Origin of the sequence: Xanthocytophaga agilis (genome assembly GCF_030068605.1) — a bacterium.
Classification (GTDB): Bacteria; Bacteroidota; Bacteroidia; order Cytophagales; family 172606-1; genus Xanthocytophaga; species Xanthocytophaga agilis.
On sequence record NZ_JASJOU010000001.1, the window covers coordinates 1,122,410 to 1,141,675 of the forward strand.

Consider the following 19,266-nt stretch of genomic DNA (forward strand, 5'->3'; position numbering starts at 1 on the left):
CTTTGCAAAAGCCGTGAAAACAATTGTTTTAAATCAGCCTGGCGAATTACATCTTACCTCACGGGATGTTGATGAGGTATTATCAGATAATGAAGCCTTGGTTCGTATACATCGGATAGGAATCTGCGGAACGGACTATCATGCCTATCGTGGAAAACAACCTTTCTTCAGCTATCCACGTGTATTGGGACATGAATTGGGTGCTGAAGTGGTAGCTCTTGGAAAATCTGTTGACACAAAGCAACTTGATATAGGAAATAAAGTTGCTGTAGAACCCTATCTGAATTGTGGACATTGTCAGGCGTGTCAGAATGGCAAATCCAACTGCTGTGAAAACCTCAAAGTAATGGGTGTGCATACAGATGGGGGCATGTGTGAGTATGTAAAAATTCCAGCCAATAAACTGCACCATTCAGCCCAGTTAGGTTATGAGCAACTAGCTCTAGTAGAAACATTAGGTATTGGTGCCCATGCCGTTCAAAGGGCCCAGGTTTCAGCCAACGACATAGTACTGGTTATTGGAGCTGGCCCTATTGGGTTATCGGTGATACAGTTTGCCAAAATTCAGAATGCTCAGGTAGCAGTTATGGATTTTAGTACGCAACGCCTTGAGTTTGCGAAACAAGCCATGCATACCGATTATAGCATTACAGCCACAACTGAATTTAACACAAATGATTTGCGAAAAGCGCTGGGAGGTAAATTGCCTACCGTTGTTTTTGATGCAACGGGTAATTCTCAGTCTATGATGAAGGCTTTTTCGTATCTGGCATTTGGAGGTAAACTTGTATATGTAGGTCTTTTTCAAGGAGATGTAACATTTTTCGATCCAGATTTTCATAGAAAGGAAGTCACACTTTTTGCCAGTCGTAACTCTCTGCCTTCAGATTTCAAAAACATCATTCAACAAATGGAAAGTGGTCAAATCAATACACAAGCCTGGCTCACACATCAGGCAGCATTTGAAGAGCTACCTTCTGTTTTTGAGACATGGCTTAACCCGGAATCACATGTGATTAAAGCAATGGTTGTAGTATGAGTTATAGTTAACATTATTTCTCCCAGATAAAGGTCCTGTTATACACAATATCTGCTTGATAACACCTCAATCCTTTACAGGCAAAATTCAGCCAATACCCCATCCAATACAGCGATAACGTTAAAAATTATCGCTGTATAAACTATGTCTATCTATGTTATCCTAAGTGTACTCATCTTTTGGTTCCCAAAGCTCAATACTGTTTCAGTCCAGATTGCGCACATGTACAAAATCAGTTTTCATCCGTCCTTTATCTGCCACCAGTAGTGACACTTTTCGCAGATCTCATTTTCCTAAAAAAAGAATTTGGCCAAAAATTAGCCGGATAAGAAAACACCAAATTTTGATAGCGATGGAAAGCATATCAAATTATCAGCAAAAACATCCAAAGATTTTTAGTAGGAAACCTGCTTTCAACATAGTTTAACTGACAGAATAAGAATATTTTTGAGGAAACAAAGCGATTTGTGATAAAGGCAGACCTGCAAAAGATCACAAAGCTGTCTGATAAACTACTATAATACAAGCAAATACTATAACATTAACTATGTCAAATACTATAACATTAACTATGTCAGGGATTGTGATATAGTGCATGCTACCATCACAGGAGATTGTTAAAACCAAACACGAATGATTGTAATTAATAAACACAAGGTATTCTCTATAGATACTGTCCTTTTTACCTTTGCTTTAGATTCTGAAGCTGCAGAAGTATTTGATGGATACACCAAGGTAATTACAGGTATTGGTAAGGTAAATGCAGCATACGAGCTTACCAAAGCTATTCAGAAAAACAGGCCAGCATTGATTATCAACCTGGGATCTGCTGGGAGTGCTCAGTTTCAAAAAGGCGAGGTCATTTGTTGTACACATTTTGTGCAGCGTGATATGGATGTAAGAGGGTTAGGTTTCCAAAAATATGAAACACCTCTCTCAGGCCTGCCACCCATTTTAGCGTACGGCTTGGAAATGGAAGGACTCAAAAAAGGTATTTGTGGTACTGGTGACAACTTTGAAATGGGGCACTTAGCTATTGATTACAATGTGGTGGATATGGAAGCGTATGCGCTAGCAATGATTGCACAAAAAGAGAATATTCCTTTCCTATGTCTGAAATATATCTCAGATGGCGCCAACGAAAACGCTGCTGATGACTGGACTGTACAGGTACATAAGGCAGCAGTGGCGTATGGCGAGATTCTTCAGATTAAAAAGGGAAAGATAGAAGTAGCGTAATCTCACTAGATTTACACTATTTACCCAATCAATGTAAAAAATCTTTTTTACTTAGCTTAGTAATAGAAGTGCTAGTTCTAAAGATATAGCAAGGTGGGAGAAGTCAAATCTCATCAATACTATACATATTATATTTAATCTCAAAAAACACACCACAATCAACTGTTTATTAATAAGTTATCAGACAACATCTAAAGTAATAATTTACCCATCCATACAAGGTTCTTCCATCTCTTCTTTTTCTAGAACAACTTCTCTATATTTAGAATGGTGTATCTGTTCCAGATCTTCTAATTCTAAAGTAATCAGTTCGTGACTATATAATGGAATAGAATAAGATACCCAGAATGAAACTACAACAGCCAGAATGGCAGCCGCTCCTGCAGGAACATTTACCTGTAGGGATTCTTCTATCCATGCGACTATACCTCCGGTAACAATACCAGCCAGTGTACCCACTGTGATTTTTCTCAGTGGCAAATTAGATTTTAGTGTAACTTTCATATAGAGTGGTGACTTGAATTATCTTCTGATTTACTTTTTGCCAGAGTTCCTACGCACAAAACACGCTCACTATCAACAACTTATCAAAATTAAGCTCTTCAGATTTAACCTTCAATACCCATTTCGGGGTATTTTATCTTTACAACACACTGATATACAACAAATTAGCCATCTATGGCTTTACAACTTGTCTAAAGTTCTTCTCTGTTTTATTTCATTGTCTAAACAGACAAATTTTAAGCTTTTTTTAATGCGTTATTTATGGAATTCTTTCTCCTTTTTTCTTGCTTTGACCTTCAAAATCATTGTTTTCACGCTTTATGCCACATTTAGTATTTTTAAAAGATAATCTACAATTCTATTTGTACACTGACTATACATTTGTAGGAATACGTCAGGACAAGATCTATTGGCATTTTATCAAACGGAAACCAGATGTAATTAAAGTATTGAATGAGATTGGCTATAAGGTAAGCCAATCTCATTCCAGAAAAACAATAAAGGAAACTTCATTTTTATTCTATACAAAAGTTCACATTACCGTTTTTGACCAACAAACACAGAAAGAGATTTGTGTGAAATCCAGTACATGGATTGGCGCATTAAATAAGCTACTTCCGGTTTTATCAGACGTTAAGTAGGCATCTTTTTTTGTATTCAGTCACCTGAATATCTTCTTTATCACCCCATTCTATTGAGCCCTTGTTTGGAACGAACTCTCTACGTTCACAGAAAAAGAATATCTTTACATCCAGAGTATGTATCATATAGGCAGTAAATAGCCTGGCTTGCTTTGTAAGGCCTGCTATTTCAAGCATCCTTTTAAGTCAGTTTACGTTTATAGAAATACAACTCATTTTTTAAACTTTTCCATTTTTAATTACTAAAACTTACTACTTTCATTATGTGCGGTATCGTAGCATACACAGGCTACAGACAGGCCTATCCCATTCTGATTAAGGGATTAAAACGTCTGGAATACAGAGGGTATGATAGTACAGGGATTGCCCTGTTAAACGAACAAAGCCTCAACGTTTACAAGAAAAAGGGTAAAGTCAGTGATCTGGAAGACTTTCTGGCAGACATCAATGTAAATGGAACCATTGGTATTGGTCATACACGCTGGGCTACCCATGGAGAACCTAATGATGTCAATGCCCATCCTCACTATTCTTTCAGTAAGAACCTGGCAATGATTCACAATGGTATCATTGAAAACTATAGTTCTCTGAAACAGGAACTGATCAATCATGGACATGAATTTCAAAGCCAGACAGATTCCGAAGTATTCATTCACTTTATTGAACATGTTCAGGAAAAAGTCAACTGTTCACTGGAAGAAGCGATCCGACTAGCTCTGAAGGAAATAGTCGGAGCCTATGCAATTGTGATTATGTCCAAAGACCACCCAAATACACTGTTTGCAGCCCGAAAAGGTAGTCCGCTGGTGATTGGTGTGGGAGAAAAAGAATATTTTCTTGCGTCTGATGCTACTCCTATTGTGGAATACACCAATGATGTAGTTTATCTCGATGACTACGAAATTGCCGTATTGTCAAGAGATAGTCTCACAATCAAAACCATTGAAGATGAGTCTATTGCCCCTTATATTCATACACTGGAGATGGAACTGGAGTCTATCGAAAAAGGGGGATATGAACATTTCATGTTAAAAGAAATATTTGAACAACCCCGTTCCGTGCATGACAGCATGCGTGGCCGTGTCAACTCAGCAACCGGACATTTGTTACTGGGCGGCTTACGGGAATATCTAAATAAGATGATTCATGCACGCCGTATTATCATTATCGGATGTGGGACTTCCTGGCATGCCGGTCTGGTAGCTGAATATATCTTTGAGGAATTTGCCCGTGTTCCGGTTGAAGTAGAATATGCATCAGAATTTCGTTACCGAAATCCAATCATCAATGAAGGAGATGTTGTTATTGCTATTTCTCAATCCGGAGAAACGGCTGATACGCTGGCAGCTATTGAGTTAGCCAAATCCAAGGGAGCTATAATCTTCGGTGTTTGCAATGTAGTTGGCTCTTCCATACCTCGTGCCACTCATGCAGGTGCATATACCCATGCAGGTCCGGAAATTGGGGTAGCCAGTACCAAAGCATTCACAGCTCAGGTGGTAGTATTGACTATGATGGGAATCATTCTGGCCAAAGCCAAAGGCACTATTTCTGAAACAGACTATCGTAAATTGCTGGTAGAACTGGAAACAATTCCCGAAAAAATCGAGAAGATTCTGAGCAATCACAAACAGATCGAATACATCAGCGATCTGTTCAAAGAAGCGCGTAACTTTTTATTTCTGGGACGTGGATATAACTTTCCTGTAGCACTTGAAGGGGCACTGAAATTGAAAGAAATTTCCTATATACATGCGGAAGGCTATCCGGCTGCAGAAATGAAACATGGTCCGATTGCTCTCATTGACGAAGAAATGCCTGTTGTTTTTATTGCGACCAAAGACAGTAGTTATGAAAAAATCGTCTCTAATATTCAGGAAGTAAGGGCACGCAAAGGACGCGTCATTGCAGTAGTGACAGAAAACGATAAACTCATCTCTCAAATGGCTGAGTTTATCATTGAGATTCCACATACTCATGAGGCTTTGATGCCACTGTTATCGGTTATTCCGCTGCAATTACTCTCCTATTATATAGCGGTAATGCGTGGTTGTAATGTGGATCAACCCAGAAACCTGGCAAAATCTGTTACAGTCGAGTAAAATAACTACATAAAAGCTTGATTATAAGGAACGAAAGTACTATACTTCGTTCCTTTTCCTTTTTAGACAGGTACTTCTGTGTTTGAAGATCTGTCATTTCTGAGCATTATTCATTATAAGATTACCACAAGCCACTTCCTGTACATTGGTGTTATCTATTCATTCAATTGCCGTCATGCTCACGGTAATAAGTCATGAAAACGTCCATACTTATTGTTTTACTAGCCTCTTGGCTAAACCAGCTTGAACTATCAGCTCAAACAAACGTAAAAAGCAAAAGAAAAAAGATTCCGCCTAAAGTAGCCATTCCTACAGAAGCTGTGCCTGCAGCTGTTCCAGAAGAAATTTTGTTAGGAAAGATCATAACTGATAAGATGACTATTAAAATTCATCGTATGATAGAGGTTCATCTGTCTGCCTGTCAGAAATGTGTAGGTACAGACCAGAATTACAAACCTAAACCCAGTCATAAGGTATTGTTGTTTGAGATTTCCCGTCGCAATCCCAACACCTATGAACTCAATGCACAGGTAGAAAACACAACCCCTCTCTATGCCCGGATTGTAGGGACAGACCATAAGGAATATCCATGTTATACTGTTCCATCACTGATAGAAATAGCCATGGAGCAGAAACAAGGCATTAATGAAGGAAATGCTAAAATATATTACCAGTTATTAGGTTCTGCACCTCCTCGTACCGAACAACGGGCATTTGCACTTGCTGTTGAGATGCCATCTGATGTACAACCGTTTGAACTAATATGGAAGAAGGAACAAATGTTAAAATGCACACTTAACATGCAGAATAACAAATTTACACCTGCCCCATCTCTTGCAGCAGATAAAGCTCCGGCTACTGACAGCAAAAAAGACTTTTCCTTGGCTCAATAACTGTCATCCATTCTGATCTGCTGTCAGAATGGATGATTTTATTTCTCCTATCTATGTAGTCTTCTTCTGGAACTTCTCTACCTTTGCAAATCCTTATGTCTAAACTTTTTTTTAGAGATATGAGGTTAGCTTCTAAAACGCAAAAATTAATTGTAATCAAATCGGATGCTAGTTGTTGGAAATACCTATATCAGCGATGACGTTGCTGAAAAACAGTTTGTTTGTGATCTGGAAAAATGTAAAGGTGCCTGTTGTACAGAAGGAGATCTCGGGGCTCCTCTGGATGAGGACGAATTAGCCATTCTTGAGAATATCTATCCTGTAGTTGCACCTTACCTGAGTGAAGAAGGACGAAAAGCCATCGAAGAGCAAGGCAAATGGATCAAAGACTTTGAAGGTGATTACTCAACTCCTACTATTGGAAACCGGGAATGCGCCTATGCTATTTATGATGCAAAAGGAGTATTAAAATGTGCCATAGAACAGGCCCATCTGGATGGTAAAATAGATTATCACAAACCTATTTCCTGTCATTTATACCCTATCCGCATCACTAAATATGATCAGTGGGATGCTATTAACTATCACCGCTGGCAAATATGCCATGCAGCCTGTCAATTAGGAGAATCGCTTAAAGTACCTGTATACAAATTCCTTAAAAATCCACTCATTCGCAAATATGGCGAAGCATGGTACTCAGAGCTGGAGCAGGAAGTACAGAATAGAGAAATAGAAAAAGCAATGCCAGTGAAGAAACGAAAGTAAATACTCTCAAAATAAAAATCCCGTATTCATACGGGATTTTTATTTTGTATAGCCTCAAAGGTATTACTTCTTCTTTGACTTTATACCCTCTGTATATCGTTGGTTAATGGCATTCCAGTTCAGTACATTCCACCAGCCAGTTACATAATCAGCCCGTTTGTTCTGGTATTTGAGATAGTAAGCATGTTCCCATACATCAATTCCAAAAACAGGATATCCTCTTTCAGCTTCAGGAACTACGTCCATCAATGGATTGTCCTGATTAGGAGTTGAAGTCACCGCCAGTTCACCTTTAGCCGTAACGATCAACCATGCCCAACCTGATCCAAAGCGAGTTGTAGCCGCTTTATTAAACTCTTCCTTGAACTTGTCAAAGCTACCAAACTTTTTATCAATAGCTGCAGTTAATTCAGCTGAAGGTTTATTGGTATTGGGAGCAGCCATAATAGACCAGAACATAGAATGGTTGTAGTGCCCTCCTGCATTGTTACGAACAGCAGCCGGATGTTTGCTCGCTGTTGCCAGAATATCTGCCAGACTCTGTTTTTCCAGAGGAGTACCAGTAATCGCTTTGTTCAGATTGTCAACATAGGTTTTGTGATGCTTGTCATGGTGTATCTCCATGGTCAACTTATCTATATGTGGCTCCAATGCATCAAATCCATAAGGAAGAGCTGGCAATGTAAAAATCTCTTTGGGCTCTACAAAAAATGATTTTGGAAGTAATAAACCCGCAAAACCAAGTAGTGCGGAATTGGAAAGAAAAACACGTCTGTTCATGGTTTGTTTCATTAAAAGTGATGTGTAAACGGCAAAAGTTTGTATGTATATACAATTATTTATTTATAATTAGCCTGTATTAAACCTACTACCATTTTCATGCCATCGTATGGAATAACAGAGTAAACCAAGAGCACTAAAAATCTTCAGAAACTTGCCAAAGCTATCGGATTTCCTGCAATAAATCATTCTTTCATTCATAAAATCTTTATTACTTTGCGAAAAGATAGCTACTGTTATATACAGGCTCTATTCCGCGCACTGTAATTACAGAAAACTGAATATATGGAATTATGATTCCCAATAAAGTATAACCCGTTGAGAAAACCCATAGTACAATTTCTGTATCTAACTGACTATCCGTTATTTTCGACACAACAAACAAAACCTAATTCATTTTTCAAATGAACGAAATCCTTTATTCGGAAATCCCCTCACTAGATCTGTCTGATTTTACATCCGGCGATCCTGTGCGCAAAGCAAAATTTGTTGCAGATCTGGGTGCAGCATACAATGCTATTGGTTTTGTTGCCATTCGTAACCACTATTTGACAGAAGAACTCTCAACTAAATTGTATGATACATTTCAGAAATTCTTCTATTCAGCAGATGAATTGAAAAAGAAGTATGAATTTCCGGAACTTCATGGTCAAAGAGGTTATATAGGAAAAGGTAAAGAGACAGCCAAGGGTTTCAAAACGCCTGATTTAAAGGAGTTTTATCATATAGGACAGCATGTAACAGATAATGATCCTGTTAAGGATGAATATCCTGCCAACATCTGGCCGGATGAATTTCCGGAACTGGAAGAAATAGGGCTTACAGTATATAAACAGCTGGAAAAAACAGGAATAACCATGTTACAGGCTATTGCTTTGTATCTAGGCCTGGATGAACACTATTTCGATGATAAAGTAAAAAATGGAAATAGCATTCTGAGATCCATACATTACTTTCCTATTGAAAATCCAGATGAAGTACCAGCAGATGCTGTACGCGCCGCGGCTCATGGAGATATTAATCTCATTACGCTACTAATGGGAGCCAGTGCAGAAGGATTACAAGTACTCCGCCGGGATGGGGCCTGGATTCCAATTACAGCCCTACCTGAACAATTGATTGTCAATGTTGGTGATATGCTGGATCGTCTTACAAATAACAAACTGAAATCAACAATACACCGGGTTGTAAATCCGCCTAAAGAAAAGATGAAAACATCCCGGTTCTCTATGCCATTCTTTATGCACCCCCGTTCGGAAATGGATCTGACTTGTTTGCCATCCTGCATTGATGAGGCACATCCTAAATTGTTTGCAGATATGACAGCAGGCGAATTTCTTAATGAGCGTCTTATTGAACTGGGCTTGAAAAAGAAATAGCAATCTGTATTACAGCTACCTATATATATTATTGGCTGTACTGAATTAAATACTAGAGCCGCTTACTAATGCTTGATATACGTCCTTCACTGAAACTTACTACTCCTCCCCATGAAAAAGTCAGGAGAATACGGTATTTTATCTTTCTGAAGGATGTATTTATATTAGCAATTACGGCTATGGGAGGACCTCAAGCCCATCTGGCCTTGTATCTGGAAGTGCTCGTTAAAAAAAGAGCCTATGTTACAGAAGAAGAATTAATGGAACTAACTGCACTGTGCTCTATTCTTCCTGGCCCATCCTCTACACAAACATTGACTGCCATTGCCTTTAAAATCGGAGGTCCTAATCTTGCATATCTCACCTTATTCGTATGGATTACCCCAGCTGTTGCTATTATGACCGCTGCGGCTTTATCCATCAATTATTTACAGGCGCATCAGATTTCGCTCGATTTTACTCACTTTATACAACCCATGGCAGTGGGATTTATGATTTATGCTGGGTTTCAGATTGGTCGTAAAGTCTTTACCAATGCAATGCGTGTAGGAATTGGTTCTGTAGCAGCTATATTAGGTCTGATATTTCAGTCCCCTTATATCCCACCCATTGTTTTGCTAATTGGGGGTATTACAACAGCAGTTCAGTTCAACAAACTTGAACGACAGGAACACAAAGATCCTCTTCAGATTCAATGGTCTAACTTTTTGCTCTGGCTGGGTATACTAGTAGTGGCAGCCATCATAGGTGGTATCACCCGTTGGCTACCTATACGTTTGTTTGAGAACTTTTACCGAAATGGGAGTCTGATTTTTGGAGGGGGACAAGTGCTAATCCCATTGATGTTTACAGAGTTCGTTCTCTTTAAGAAAAAACAATATCTCACTCAGGAAGAGTTTCTGTCCGGCTATGCTATTGCTCAGACAGTTCCAGGACCTGTTTTTGCCTTTACCGCCTTTATTGGTACACTTGCCATGCGTGATTATGGCATACCCGGACAATTAATAGGCAGTATGGCAGCTACAGCCGGTATATTTTTGCCTGGTACATTTTTGATATTCTTCGTGTACCGTTTCTGGAATCAGCTTAAGCAATACCGTGTAGTTCGAGCTTCTCTGGAAGGAATCAATGCCGCCTCAACCGGATTAATTGTGTCTGCTGTAATACCTATGTTTGAGCCATCAGCTGGTAATATTCTTGACATAAGTGTGATCGCTATTACATTTTTGCTTCTTACTTTCACTAAAATACCTCATCCTATTATTGTAGTAGTAGGGTTATTACTAGGATTTATTTTATAGATCTGTTTCAGATATATATTGAAGCAACTGACCCTACAAAGCGGAAATATTCAATTTCCGCTTTTTTATTTGTAAAGTTAAAAATATGCTATAAATTTATGACTACTTGACGGATAAATTGAACTTTATTTATAATTTATTTCAAAACAAGAGAATCACTAAAGGTATATAGGGTCTATACTTAGAAGATTTGAGGAAGATATAGCGGAAAAAGCCTACTAGCCTCAAAGAAAATGGTTGTATAGAACCAATATTATTTTTAAAAGCCTTCATCAAAATACAATTTACTAAAAATCAGACTTTTTAATGGAAAATACATTTATCTCCTCTCCTATCAGTTTTCACTTATCCGAAGAACATCTGGCTGTGCAGGCTGCAGCAAGAGATTTTGCACGTACAGAACTCTTGCCCGGAGTTATAGACCGTGATGAACACCAGATTTTTCCCAAAGAACAAATCCGCAAAATGGGTGAACTAGGATTTATGGGTATGATGGTTAGTGAACAATATGGTGGTGGAGGTATGGATACTATCAGCTATGTATTAGCGATGGAAGAGATTTCCAAAATTGATGCTTCCGCATCAGTATGTATGTCTGTAAATAATTCGTTGGTCTGCTGGGGCCTAGAGAAATTTGGAACAGAAGAACAAAAACAAAAATACCTGATACCTCTGGCTACAGGCGAACTTATAGGTGCGTTCTGTCTCTCTGAACCTGAAGCAGGTTCAGATGCAACTTCACAACGTACTACAGCAGTCGACATGGGTGACTATTATTTACTGAATGGCACCAAAAACTGGATTACAAATGGCAGTTCAGCTTCTGTATATCTGGTGATAGCCCAAACCTATCCGGAAAAAGGGCACAGAGGAATCAATGCACTGATTGTAGAACGCGAATCGCCCGGATTTGTAGTAGGTAAAAAAGAGAATAAATTAGGAATCAGAGGTTCAGATACACATTCTTTGATGTTTACCGATGTAAAAGTTCCTAAGGAAAACAGAATTGGAGAAGATGGATTTGGATTTAAATTTGCCATGCAAACCCTAAGTGGAGGGCGTATTGGTATTGCCTCTCAAGCCTTAGGTATTGCATCAGGCGCCTACGAGTTAGCTGTGGAATATGCCAAACAACGTCAGGCTTTCGGGAAACCTATTGCAGAGCATCAGGCAATTCAGTTTAAGTTGGCAGATATGGCAACACAGATTGAAGCAGCCCGCTTACTTTGTTTAAAAGCTGCCTATCTAAAAGATCAACACGCAGATTTTGCACGTGCAGCATCCATGGCCAAACTCTATGCGTCTCAGGTTGCAATGGACGTAACAGTGGAAGCAGTTCAGGTGCATGGTGGATATGGATATGTGAAAGAATATCATGTAGAACGGCTTATGCGGGATGCAAAAATTACGCAGATTTATGAAGGGACCTCTGAAATACAAAAAATTGTAATCGCACGGGATATTCTTAAATAGAAAATAAGTCATTATCTTACTTTTGGCCAATTTTATTACTACAATTTGTTTTTAAATTGTTTCTTTCGTAGAATTGTGCAAAATTAAAAAGGCGAGCACCACGAACTTTTTTTGTATATTATTCCTTTTTCATACAACTATTCACCGATATATCCATATTTTTCCAACCCAAGCACCTCTGTATGGAAGATTATAACAAGATTATTGAATCTCTTGGCATTAAATTTTTAAAAGCCAAAAACATTAAATTATTACAACCCATTCATGTAAGAAACTATTATGATGTAGAAAATACTATTATATTACTACACCAAGGTACATTATCTTACGGGCCTGATAATATAAAAGTGAGTGAAGGCGATATCTTATTTATTCCAGGAGGCAAGCTACTAAGCATCACATATGGATCTAATCCTACTACCATCACTAACGAAGAATTTGTCAGCAATAAAGAAAAATACTTTGCAGCCAATCGGGATATCGCCCGGATTGGAACACTGAGTGATTCTTTTTCGCAGGTTAGTTTTGAAGCCAAAGTATTTGACTCCGTAAACTTCTTTGCATCACTGGATATTCCTCCATTTATTATTTCTGGCGTTCCTGAACTTGTTCGGACTATTCAGGAGCTGGTAGCTGAACAACTTCAGGAATTGCCAGGAAAAGAACGGGTAACACAAATAAAAACAGACGAAATTGTAGTGGAAATTGTGCGGTATATATTGAAAAACCGTATGTTTGTAGAAAAGCTGGCAACCAACAGTACTTATTTCAAAGATCCTCGCCTGATAGATATATTCAATCATATCAAGATAAATCTGGGAGGCGATCTATCTAACAAGGTATTAGCTAATGTTGCCAATGTATCAGAAGATTATGTAGGGCAGTATTTTAAAATGCTGACAGGCATTAATCCTCAGGATTACATTGAATATCAGCGCATGGAACAGGCAGTAAAACTTCTGCGTACAACCAAGAAAAGTATTCGGGAGATTGGCCACGAGGTAGGGTATAAAGACACTGCATACTTCTGCCGCCGTTTCAAAATGATGTTTGGTATTCCAGCAGGTAAAATGCGTCGCCGGGAAACACTGATGAACATATAAGGGTTTTTACTTATTTACAGATACCGCTCTTACCCTAACAAACCTTCCTTACAACGGCCTTGGTATTATACCAAGGCTTTTTTTATTTTTAATTTGAATTATTGTAAAAAATATAAACCTGATATTTTACATTTGCACAAAAGAATATTTTATGAGTAAGTCCCACTAGCCATACAGGATTTCTACCTGATACTTACAACCCATGAATGATCAATATCAGAACGCTGTAGTTACCCGATACAATATCTTCAATAGCTTGTTTTTGAGTTTACCCTTCCGGAATATATTTCGGACAGGCACATTACTCCCTCTTCTTATACAGCAAAGTGAAGAAGGTCTTACTAAAGAACAAAGCCCCAAAGAGATTATTGAACATTTCTTTGATGAATTTCTGGAAGGATCCTCTCATAAAGAACAGATAAGTCTACTTTTCAACTTTATTCAATATATTGAACGACAAGTAGTTTTATTTGATTCTGTTGAAGATGCGGCATTCGACCAAATTCATGATAGAGAAGGAAAAGGATCTATCAACCATCTACTGAACCGCATAGATAACACGGCTATCCGGGAGAAACTCCTGGAAAAACTTTCTGATTATTGTGTACGGATTGTATTAACAGCTCATCCTACTCAGTTCTATCCCGGAAAAGTACTCACTATCATTAATGAACTGGAAAGGGCCATTCGTAGTAATGACTTTGGAGAAATCAATAATTTATTGCTCCAACTGGGAAAAACAGGCTTCATTAATCAGGAAAAACCAACCCCATTTGATGAAGCTGTAAGTTTAAGCTGGTTTCTGGAAAGTGTTTTTTACTATGCAATCCCACGAATTTTACTCAAATTAATCAGAGGTTTGCGTTTTAGTGTATATGACTGGCCTCATAATCAGCTGATAAGGCTGGGATTCTGGCCTGGTGGAGATCGTGATGGCAATCCTTTTGTTACTCCAGATATAACCTTAAAGGTTTCTCAACACCTTCGACGAACTGTTTTACGTTGTTATTACAGAGATATACGCCTTCTGAAAAGACGATTTACATTCAATGGAGTCGAAAGGCTTATTGCACTGGCAGAAGAAAAAATTAATAATAGCATTTACTATCCGGAAGAGGAAAAATATAATTCAGCAGAAGAACTTCTGGCCGACCTTTCAGAAGCCCGTCAGATTCTTATTCAACAACATGATGGGCTCTTCCTCGATTTGTTGGATGAGTTTATCTTTAAAGTACGTTTGTTTGGCTTCTATTTTGCAAGCCTGGATGTAAGACAAGACAGCAGAAAGCATGCAGCAGCCTGGAACGAACTGATTGCAGCTCAGGGAAAACTCAAAGAATACGAACAATTGAATGAAGCACAGAAGATTGACTATCTTCTTTCTTTACAGATTACCCCCCAACCAGAAGATGTCAAAGATGAAACCAGCAAAGACATCATTGGCTCTATTCGTACTATTCAGGAAATTCAGCAGTTAAATGGAGAAGCAGGTTGTCATCGATATGTCATCAGCAATTGCAACACTGCCTTAAATGTAATAGAAGTTCTCTCTTTGATAAAAACCATTCATCAGACAGATTCTATTCCAGTAGATATTGTACCATTATTTGAAACTGTTGGAGATCTGGCAAATGCAGGAGGTATTATGGAATTCCTGTATCAGCACCCCTACTACCGTCAGCACCTTACCAATAGAGGAAATCAGCAGACAATTATGGTAGGCTTCTCTGATGGAACAAAAGACGGAGGCTACTTACGTGCTAACTGGTCTATTTATCAGGCAAAAGAAGAACTAACTCGTATGTCGCGTCAATATGGTATCAAAGTGACCTTCTTTGACGGAAGAGGAGGCCCTCCAGGACGTGGTGGTGGAAATAACCACAACTTCTATGCGTCGCTAGGCAAAGGAATTGAAGACAAAGAAATCCAGTTGACCATACAAGGCCAGACAATTAGTTCCAATTACGGCACTGTAGCTACTGCTATGCATAATCTGGGAAAATTGTTTACAGCGGGACTCGAAAATCACTTATTCAAGGACACAGAACAAGATCTTAGCGACGAAGAAAAAGGCTTACTGGAAGAAATGGCGGAGATTTCTTATCATTCATACCTTGATTTGAAGAATCATCCAACATTTGTCCCCTATCTGGATAAAATGACACCACTCCGGTTTTATGGCCAAACCAATATAGGAAGTCGTCCAACCAAACGAGGTCAGGGAGATGCCTTACGTTTTGAAGATCTGAGAGCTATTCCGTTTGTAGGTTCCTGGGCACAAATGAAACAAAACGTACCAGGATTCTATGGGTTTGGAACAGCAATAGAGAAACTGAAGAAAGAAGGTAAGACAGAGGCGATGTTAAAACTCTATGAGCACTCTCTGTTTTTCAGAACGCTGATAGAAAACTCAATGCAGTCCTTGTCAAAATCTAATTATGCGGTAACCAAATATATGGCAGATGATCCTACCTATGGAGAACTCTGGCATAAGATGGAGGAAGAGTTTCAACGTACCTACAACCTGTTGTTAGAAATATCACAGTCTTCGACTTTGCTGGAAAGCAACCCCATTACTAGACAATCCATTACAGTTAGGGAACGGGTTGTATTGCCTTTGATTATTATACAACAATATGCGTTACAAATGCTCAATACAGACACAACCAAAAGTACAGAACAGACAGAAGCATACAATAAGCTGATTATACGTGCAATGTTTGGTATTATTAATGCGGCCAGAAACTCAGCATAAAGTAATCCATCCAAAACAAAAATGTCCTTTCTATATAGAAAGGACATTTTTGTTTCTAGTACTCAACAAAATATCTTTTAAAAACCGATTATTCAACGATGGCAGCTTGATTTAAAGCCTGTACCTGAGCAGCTATTTCGGGAAGCAAATCAGGATTTCTTTCGATACCATTGCCAACCACAATCAGATCAGCTCCTGCCTGCAAACTTTCAACAGCCTGAGCAGCAGACGTAATACCCCCTCCTACTATGATAGGTACATCCACCGAACGCCGAACTGTAGCAATCATCTGAGGGGAAGCTGTTTTTTGTGCGCCACTTCCAGAGTCAAGGTAGATTAATTTCATTCCCAGCATTTCTCCCGCCATAGCAGTACAAGCGGCCACATCCGGCTTGTCATAGGGAATAGGTGTCGTATTACTAATATAAGAGACTGTCGTTTGTTTTCCACTATCAATCAGCATATACCCGGTGGACAATATTTCCAGCTGACTTTTTTTCAGAATTGGAGCGGCAATTACATGTTGTCCAATCAGGTAATCAGGATTTCGTCCGGATATCAAAGATAGAAACAAAATAGCATCAGCTGACGGGTCAATATGCAGATTACTTCCGGGAAACAATACAACAGGGATAGAAGAATGTTCTTTTATACTTCGAATGAGTAGATTCATTCCCCCACCTACAATTAAGCTTCCCCCAATAAAGAAAAAATCTACACGATTTTCGATTGCACTCCGGATCAGCGTATGGCAGTGCACCGCATCTGTTTTATCCGGATCAATCAAAACTGCAAATGCTTTCTTGTTTGTCTTCCTGTTATGAATGAGTTTCTCTAGTACGCTGGGTGTCATTTTTTCTTAGTTGCTCGATTGCCTGAAAAAGTTTCTCTTTCGCAATCGCGATCAAAAATAGCGCAATTTGTTGTTTGATCAAACTTACAATGGCAGATTCACGTTTTACAGGTGCAGCGGGTAGGTTACGTTCTTCTTTTTCAAATGATAGCTGTGTGGTTTTATCTTTGCCTACAAGCACTCTTACAATCAGATAACCAGCCACTAATGTACCTCCAATAATTAAGGCATTCTTCCCTATCTTTCCTGCATTAGCCTTTAAATCACCTACCTGGTTTTCTATTGCTTTTTTATATTTTTCTGTAGCCCGATTTAAAGAAGCTTTTCGGTCAGCGATACTTGATTTTGTAGTCATAATACCCAATAATAAAAAGTTTTAAAATGGTTAATCCATTATATGTGAAAGTTCTATATCTCAGAGTTATTTCTGTATACATCATTTTCCAGCATCGCTTCGGTATTTCCCTCCGTATCTATCTTTTTCTTCTGCTTATCAAACATTCCAGATACTTTTCCTTCAATCTTTTGTTTCAGTTTCTCTTCACCAGATCTGGAAAGAATAGCCAACATTAAAATCAGATAGATCCCTCCTACTAGAAAATACCCCACAAATGTACTATTTAACCAGACATTTAATGCATTTGCAACACCCCAACTAAAAAATAATAACACAAATACGCCTAATATACCAATTATCAATCCCTGAATCAATCTGACTAAAGCAATTGAAACAGATTCCTCTATTTCAAGCTTAAATAACTCAAAACGAGACTCAATATACCGAAGTACGTTTTCCAGAATTTTGTCAATTGCCATCTTTAAAGCATAATAAGATTACACACGTTTTACCCTTCGCTCCAAGATATTCTTTCCATTGGCGTTTACCTTATATAGAAAAAGCGTATCAATGTAAGAATTGCGCCAAAAATGCAACAATTCTTATTCAAATCCAATCCGATAATATGAAGCGTGATAGGACTATAATTGAGATTTGAAAAAAATTATACATAAAAACAGTTATGACCCAAGCTGCCATTATAAAAATGCTTATTCAAAGCATCTGATGCGCAAAAAGTATTGTGCTTGTAAGAAAAAAAACAATTTTATTTTTTAGTAAAAAAGTGTAAATTCGCGCAAAATTTAGTTGGCCAGCTGCCTATTAAGTATCTAAACTACAATTATCTTCCATATAAAAAAGCAACGAGCAGCCCTATGAACAACGCCGAAGAAAAAATGCGCTACTCAGAAGACGAGTTGAGAGAATTTGAAGGTATCATTTCTCAAAAGCTGGACTTGGCTCGTAATGAGCTGAATTATATCAAAGATCAGCTTAGTAAGCGAAATGACAGCGGAACAGACAACACAACAGGAAGTTCCAAACTCCTGGAAGATGGGGCTGATTCAATGGAGAGAGAAAGCCTGAGCCAATTAGCAGCAAGACAACAAAAATTTATTCAACAACTTGAAAATGCCATGATTCGTATCAAGAATGGTACCTATGGCGTATGTGTTGATACAGGAAGACTTATTCCAAAAGAACGTCTCCGTGCTGTTCCTCATACACTTCATTCTATTGAAGCGAAACTGAGAAAATCCAACTAACCTATACGTTATTGATCTTGCAAGGCTTACTATGCTCACAATCGCTTTTGTGAACATAGTAAGCCTTGTGTTTTTCCAAAGATGCTTCGTATCTTTGTAGTATAGGTATCAAACTAAATATATTCCACTGTGAACTTTCTGCAAAACCATGTTGAAGCATTGATCTTCTGCTCGGCACAACCTATTAAGGTAGTAGATATACAACAATGTTTATCAGAAATGTTTGAGGCAAATATTCCGAAGGAAGACATCGAAAATGCCATTCAGGATCTGCTTCACAAGTATCAATCAGATGAATATACATTTGGTATCTATCACATTGCAGAAGGGTATCAGTTTCTTACTAAACCCGCCTACCAGGCCAGTATTGGTATATTGCTAAAACAATCCGCAAAGAAACGATTATCAACTGCCGCACTGGAGACAGTAGCTATAATCGCTTACAAACAACCTATCACCAAAACCGAGCTAGAACACATACGGGGGGTCAACTGTGACTATGCCATTCAGAAGCTACTCGACAAAGAACTTATTGAAATAATGGGAAAGGCAGAAACCTTGGGACGCCCACTCTTATATGGAACAAGCAAAAAATTTATGGAATATTTTGGAATTCAAAGCATGCGGGATCTTCCTCAACCTAAAGATTTTGTAACTACTGAAAACGAAATAAATCCGGAAATTGCAGCCCAGCTCCAGACACCAGATCACACAAAAGACGACTCTGCAAAATAATAGTTGCTATTGCACCTGATTACTATGAAATATAGATGGCTAGAATACACCATGTTAGTACTATTTCCGTCTTCTATCTATTTATTTTAACAGCATAAATAA

General features: G+C 38.4%; 18 protein-coding genes. 13 read left to right on the top strand and 5 right to left on the bottom strand.

The features are described from left to right. Positions 1 to 13: 13 nt before the first annotated feature. Together QNI22_RS04650 and QNI22_RS04655 are read left to right on the top strand one after the other, a co-directional pair. The gene (locus tag QNI22_RS04650) at positions 14 to 1,039 is read left to right on the top strand and encodes a zinc-binding alcohol dehydrogenase family protein (RefSeq protein WP_314509462.1); all 1,026 of its coding nucleotides are present in this window, start codon (positions 14 to 16) and stop codon (positions 1,037 to 1,039) included. 633 nt (positions 1,040 to 1,672) lie between these two features. Further along, positions 1,673 to 2,278, top strand: coding sequence for a phosphorylase family protein (locus QNI22_RS04655; protein ID WP_314509463.1), 606 nt, complete (start codon positions 1,673 to 1,675; stop codon positions 2,276 to 2,278). 204 nt (positions 2,279 to 2,482) lie between these two features. Here the strand turns inward: QNI22_RS04655 and QNI22_RS04660 are convergent, their stop codons facing one another. Next, a complete protein-coding gene (locus tag QNI22_RS04660; RefSeq protein WP_314509464.1) occupies positions 2,483 to 2,782 on the bottom strand; it encodes a hypothetical protein in 300 nt (99 codons plus the stop codon). Positions 2,783 to 3,102: 320 nt separating this feature from the next. Here QNI22_RS04660 and QNI22_RS04665 point away from each other — a divergent pair, with 320 nt between their 5' ends. From QNI22_RS04665 to QNI22_RS04680, 4 genes are all read left to right on the top strand, one after another. After that, on the top strand, positions 3,103 to 3,423 hold the full coding sequence (locus QNI22_RS04665) for a hypothetical protein (protein ID WP_314509465.1): 321 nt from the start codon (positions 3,103 to 3,105) through the stop codon (positions 3,421 to 3,423). Between the two features lie 263 nt (positions 3,424 to 3,686). Further along, positions 3,687 to 5,525, top strand: coding sequence for a glutamine--fructose-6-phosphate transaminase (isomerizing) (gene glmS, locus QNI22_RS04670; RefSeq protein ID WP_314509466.1), 1,839 nt, complete (start codon positions 3,687 to 3,689; stop codon positions 5,523 to 5,525). A gap of 194 nt (positions 5,526 to 5,719) precedes the next feature. Further along, a complete protein-coding gene (locus tag QNI22_RS04675) occupies positions 5,720 to 6,418 on the top strand; it encodes a hypothetical protein (RefSeq protein WP_314509467.1) in 699 nt (232 codons plus the stop codon). A 165-nt stretch (positions 6,419 to 6,583) separates the two neighbouring features. Beyond that, positions 6,584 to 7,183, top strand: coding sequence for a DUF3109 family protein (locus tag QNI22_RS04680; RefSeq protein WP_314509468.1), 600 nt, complete (start codon positions 6,584 to 6,586; stop codon positions 7,181 to 7,183). Between the two features lie 63 nt (positions 7,184 to 7,246). On the opposite strand, the gene QNI22_RS04685 is transcribed toward QNI22_RS04680, so the two are convergent. Next, positions 7,247 to 7,963, bottom strand: coding sequence for a superoxide dismutase (locus QNI22_RS04685; RefSeq protein ID WP_314509469.1), 717 nt, complete (start codon positions 7,961 to 7,963; stop codon positions 7,247 to 7,249). Between the two features lie 404 nt (positions 7,964 to 8,367). Here QNI22_RS04685 and QNI22_RS04690 point away from each other — a divergent pair, with 404 nt between their 5' ends. The 5 genes from QNI22_RS04690 to QNI22_RS04710 all read left to right on the top strand — a co-directional run bounded on the left by QNI22_RS04690 (position 8,368) and on the right by QNI22_RS04710 (position 15,974). Beyond that, positions 8,368 to 9,342 (top strand): isopenicillin N synthase family dioxygenase, encoded by a 975-nt coding sequence (locus tag QNI22_RS04690; RefSeq protein WP_314509470.1) that lies wholly within the window; start codon positions 8,368 to 8,370, stop codon positions 9,340 to 9,342. A gap of 68 nt (positions 9,343 to 9,410) precedes the next feature. After that, entirely contained in the window at positions 9,411 to 10,643 is a 1,233-nt protein-coding gene (chrA, locus tag QNI22_RS04695; RefSeq protein ID WP_314509471.1) for a chromate efflux transporter, read from the top strand. Between the two features lie 333 nt (positions 10,644 to 10,976). After that, complete coding sequence (locus QNI22_RS04700; protein ID WP_314509853.1) at positions 10,977 to 12,116, top strand: acyl-CoA dehydrogenase; 1,140 nt, start codon at positions 10,977 to 10,979, stop codon at positions 12,114 to 12,116. A 182-nt stretch (positions 12,117 to 12,298) separates the two neighbouring features. Beyond that, positions 12,299 to 13,219, top strand: coding sequence for a helix-turn-helix domain-containing protein (locus tag QNI22_RS04705; protein WP_314509472.1), 921 nt, complete (start codon positions 12,299 to 12,301; stop codon positions 13,217 to 13,219). Between the two features lie 202 nt (positions 13,220 to 13,421). After that, a complete protein-coding gene (locus QNI22_RS04710; RefSeq protein WP_314509473.1) occupies positions 13,422 to 15,974 on the top strand; it encodes a phosphoenolpyruvate carboxylase in 2,553 nt (850 codons plus the stop codon). Between the two features lie 88 nt (positions 15,975 to 16,062). On the opposite strand, the gene QNI22_RS04715 is transcribed toward QNI22_RS04710, so the two are convergent. From QNI22_RS04715 to QNI22_RS04725, 3 genes are read right to left on the bottom strand one after another with little or no spacing between them, the layout of a single operon-like run. After that, complete coding sequence (locus tag QNI22_RS04715; protein WP_314509474.1) at positions 16,063 to 16,827, bottom strand: phosphoglycerol geranylgeranyltransferase; 765 nt, start codon at positions 16,825 to 16,827, stop codon at positions 16,063 to 16,065. Next, entirely contained in the window at positions 16,793 to 17,182 is a 390-nt protein-coding gene (locus QNI22_RS04720) for a hypothetical protein (protein ID WP_314509475.1), read from the bottom strand. Before QNI22_RS04720 ends, QNI22_RS04715 begins: the two co-directional genes overlap by 35 nt. Positions 17,183 to 17,235: 53 nt before the next feature. Next, positions 17,236 to 17,643 (bottom strand): phage holin family protein, encoded by a 408-nt coding sequence (locus QNI22_RS04725; protein ID WP_314509476.1) that lies wholly within the window; start codon positions 17,641 to 17,643, stop codon positions 17,236 to 17,238. 396 nt (positions 17,644 to 18,039) lie between these two features. On the opposite strand from QNI22_RS04725, the gene QNI22_RS04730 reads away from it, so the two are divergent. Both QNI22_RS04730 and scpB read left to right on the top strand, forming a co-directional pair. Continuing rightward, complete coding sequence (locus QNI22_RS04730) at positions 18,040 to 18,429, top strand: TraR/DksA family transcriptional regulator (protein WP_314004391.1); 390 nt, start codon at positions 18,040 to 18,042, stop codon at positions 18,427 to 18,429. A gap of 129 nt (positions 18,430 to 18,558) precedes the next feature. Further along, the gene (scpB, locus tag QNI22_RS04735; protein ID WP_314509477.1) at positions 18,559 to 19,164 is read left to right on the top strand and encodes an SMC-Scp complex subunit ScpB; all 606 of its coding nucleotides are present in this window, start codon (positions 18,559 to 18,561) and stop codon (positions 19,162 to 19,164) included. Positions 19,165 to 19,266: the final 102 nt, after the last annotated feature.